This window comes from Streptomyces muensis, from assembly GCF_021474425.1.
Taxonomy (GTDB): domain Bacteria; phylum Actinomycetota; class Actinomycetes; order Streptomycetales; family Streptomycetaceae; genus Streptomyces; species Streptomyces muensis.
The window spans coordinates 1-3,303 of the sequence record NZ_JAKEIP010000474.1 but is presented as its reverse complement, the minus strand read 5'-3'; the positions used below and the strand labels follow the sequence as shown (position 1 = coordinate 3,303).

2 protein-coding genes and 1 pseudogene are annotated in these 3,303 nt (G+C 70.7%); 2 read left to right on the top strand and 1 reads right to left on the bottom strand.

The features are described from left to right. The first annotated feature begins 81 nt into the window (after window positions 1-81). Window positions 82-738 carry a pirin family protein gene (locus L0P92_RS43250; protein WP_234768619.1) on the top strand — a complete coding sequence of 219 codons (657 nt, stop codon included), beginning with the start codon at window positions 82-84 and terminating at the stop codon, window positions 736-738. A gap of 118 nt (window positions 739-856) precedes the next feature. Continuing rightward, window positions 857-3,127: an MMPL family transporter gene (locus L0P92_RS43245; RefSeq protein WP_234768618.1), complete on the top strand. Its 2,271-nt coding sequence runs from the start codon at window positions 857-859 to the stop codon at window positions 3,125-3,127. Here L0P92_RS43245 and L0P92_RS45840 read toward each other — a convergent pair. After that, a pseudogene (locus L0P92_RS45840) lies at window positions 3,099-3,303 on the bottom strand (serine hydrolase); the annotation flags it as partial. The gene L0P92_RS43245 and the pseudogene L0P92_RS45840 overlap by 29 nt on opposite strands.

Here is a 3,303-nt window from a genome sequence, read left to right as displayed (position 1 = left end):
GCCCCTGGGGATGGGACGGGTAGGGGCGGCGGGGGCGAGGTCCGGCCCCCCACGACCCGGCAGGGATACCGTGGGGCCGTGATGGACGTACACCGCGCCACGGACCGCTACCCCGGAGGGAACCCGGCAGCGGGCATCTCGTCCCGCCACGCCTTCTCCTTCGGACCCCACTACGACCCCGAAAACCTCCGCTTCGGCGCGATGATCGCCTGCAACGAGGAACACCTCACCCCCGGCGCCGGCTTCGACGAGCACCCCCACAGCCACACCGAGATCGTGACCTGGGTGGTCGAGGGCGAACTCACCCACCGGGACTCGACGGGACACGAGACCCGCGTCGGCCCCGGCGACGTACAGCGCCTCAGCTCGGCCGGCGGCGTACGCCACGTGGAGCGCAACGACGCCGACACGCCCCTCACCTTCATCCAGACCTGGCTGGCCCCGCTCACACCGGGCGGCGACCCGGCGTACGAGATCGTCCACGGCATCGCGGACTCGACACCGTACGCCGTACCGGAGGCCGGCGCGATGCTCCACGTACGCCGCCTGGGCGCGGGCGAGCGAACCGCCGTACCGGACGGAGCGTACGTGTACGTGCACATCGTGCGCGGCACGGTGCGCCTGGACGGCGAGGAACTGGCCGCGGGCGACGCGGCGCGCATCACGGACGCCAAGGACGTGGAGGCCGTGGGGATGAGCCCGGCGGCGGAGCTGCTGATGTGGGAGATGGCCGGGTAACACGGGTAGCCCCCGGTAGCCCCGGTACCCCGGTAGCGGTGGGGCTCGAGATGCCCAAGTGGTCGATGCATCGTCAAATGGAGGTCTGGATCCAGCCCGGCAGAGAAGAGCCGAGCCCATGGCACGACGCAGGACCGAAGCGGTGCGGGGCGGCGACGCTCCGGAAAAGGGAGGACTTCGACGACTCGGTGAGTGGTGTGCCCACCACTTCGTGATCGTGATCGTCGCCTGGGTCGTGGCGCTCGGCGTCCTCCAGACCCTCAATCACCTCCACGGCGGGGAGTACTCCGACAACTTCGCCCTGTCCGACGTGCAGTCGGAGAAGGGCCTGGACGTCCTGAAGGAGCACGATCCGGCGGCCGGCGGCTACAGCAGCCAGATCGTCCTGCACGACGCGGACAAGTCCCTGACCTCGGTCGGTTCGCAGATGTCCACCGCCGTCGCCGACCTCCAGAAGCTGCCGCACGTGCTGAGCGTGCAGAACCCGCTGGAGGCCACCTCCTCGAAGGTCGGGCCGCTGTCCTCGGACGGGAGGACCGGCTACATCACCGTCCGCTTCGACGAGCAGCCCTCTCTGCTGGGTGACAGTTACCTGAACGGCGTGGACAGCGCCGTCCAGCCGCTCAGACAGGCCGGAGTCGACGTCGAGTACGGCGGATCGCTGGGCGAGCTGGAGCGGCCCGCCGGCAACGACCGGATCAGTGAGGCGATCGGGTTCGGCGTGGCGATCGTCGTGCTGCTGATCGGCTTCGGCAGTGTGATCGCGGCCGGACTGCCGCTGGTCACGGCGCTGATCGGGGTGGTCGGCGGGCTGGCCTGCCTCGGGCTGCTCGCCATCGCGTTCACCTTCGCCACGGTCTCGCCCACCCTGGCCACGATGATCGGCCTCGGCGTCGGCATCGACTACGCCCTCTTCCTGCTCACCCGGCACCGGCAGAACCTCATGGACGGCGCCGACCCGGTGCGCGCCGCCGGTCACGCCGCGGCCACCAGCGGACGGGCGGTACTGGTCTCCGGGACCACCGTGATCGTGGCCCTGATGGGCCTGTGGGTGTCCGGCGTCAGCTTCATCGGCAAACTCGGCGTCGCCGCGGCCGTCACGGTCGTCTCGGCCGTCCTGGGCGCGCTGACCCTGGTCCCGGCCCTGCTGGGGCTGATCGGCCGCAACGTCGACCGCTGGCATGTGCGTAAGCCCATCGCCGAGACCGAGGCCGCGGGCGCGGCCGGCGACACCTCGCAGGGCACCTGGCACCGGTATGCCAAGCGCGTGGAACGCCATCCGCTGCGGTATCTGTCCGCCGGCATCGTCACCGTCGCCGTGCTGGCCGTCCCGGTCTTCTCGATCCAGCTCGGTCACATCGGCGACGGCGCCGACCCCACGTCCTTCACCGACCGGCGCGCCTTCGACCTGATGACGGACGCGTTCGGCGCGGGCTCCAACGGGCCGCTGACGATTGTCGTGGACCAGACGGACGTACCGGATTCGCAACGCTCCGACCTGGCCTCGAAGACCCAGCAGGCCCTGAACGACGAGTCCGGTACGTCCTTCGTCAGCCCGCTCACGCCGACGCAGGACGGTGACGTGCTGGTCGGCACGGTCTACTCGTCGGTGTCGCCGCAGAACAAGGACACCACCGACCTGACGAATCGGCTCTACGACCACACGCTCCCGGACGCGGCCTCCGGCACCGACGCCAAGGGCTATGTCACCGGGACCACGGCCGCCCAGGTCGACTTCCGCGACATCGTCGCGCAACGGCTTCCGGTGATCATCGCCGTCGTGGTCGGCCTCGCCTTCCTGATCGTCCTCGCGGTCTTCCGCGGCCTGCTGGTCGCCCTGAAGGCGGCCGTGCTCAACGTCCTGTCCATCGCGGCCTCGTACGGTGTCGTCGTCGCCGTCTTCCAGTGGGGCTGGGGCGGGCCCGCGCTGGGGGTGCACGGCAAGGTGCCCATCGAGAGCTATGTGCCGATGATGATGTTCGCCATCATCTTCGGGCTCAGCATGGACTACGAGATCTTCCTGCTGTCCCGGGTGCACGAGGCGTGGCTGCGCACCGGGGACGCCAAGGACTCGGTCGCCCACGCCCTGGAGATCACCGCGCGGGTGATCACCTGCGCGGCGCTGATCATGGTGAGCGTCTTCGCGGCCTTCATCATCAGCGACAACATCGTGGTCAAGATGCTGGGCCTGGGGCTCGCGGTCAGTGTGCTCATCGACGCCACGGTGGTCCGGCTGCTGATGGTGCCCGCCGTGATGACGCTGCTGGGCAGGCACGCCTGGTGGACACCCCGGTGGCTGGACCGGATCCTGCCGCACATCGACACCGAGGGAGCGGGCGAGCCCCTGGGGACGGGCGGGGCTACAGCTGGGCGCGCACCGCGTCCGTGAACGGCGGCCACACCTCGACCGCCCACGGCCCGAACGCCCGGTCCGTCAGCGCGACGCAGGCGGCGCCTGTGCCCTTACCCACCCCCCCCCCCCCCGCCCGGGGGGTGCCCCGGCACCGGCCCCTCAGCCCCCAGTTGCCCCATGTGGGGCGGGCGGACGCGGGGCCCGGCCCGGGG

Coding starts and splice junctions, on each gene's coding strand:
- L0P92_RS43250 (WP_234768619.1), top strand. CDS start 82: ATGGACGTACACCGCGCCACGGACCGCTACCCCGGAGGGAACCCGGCA.
- L0P92_RS43245 (WP_234768618.1), top strand. CDS start 857: ATGGCACGACGCAGGACCGAAGCGGTGCGGGGCGGCGACGCTCCGGAA.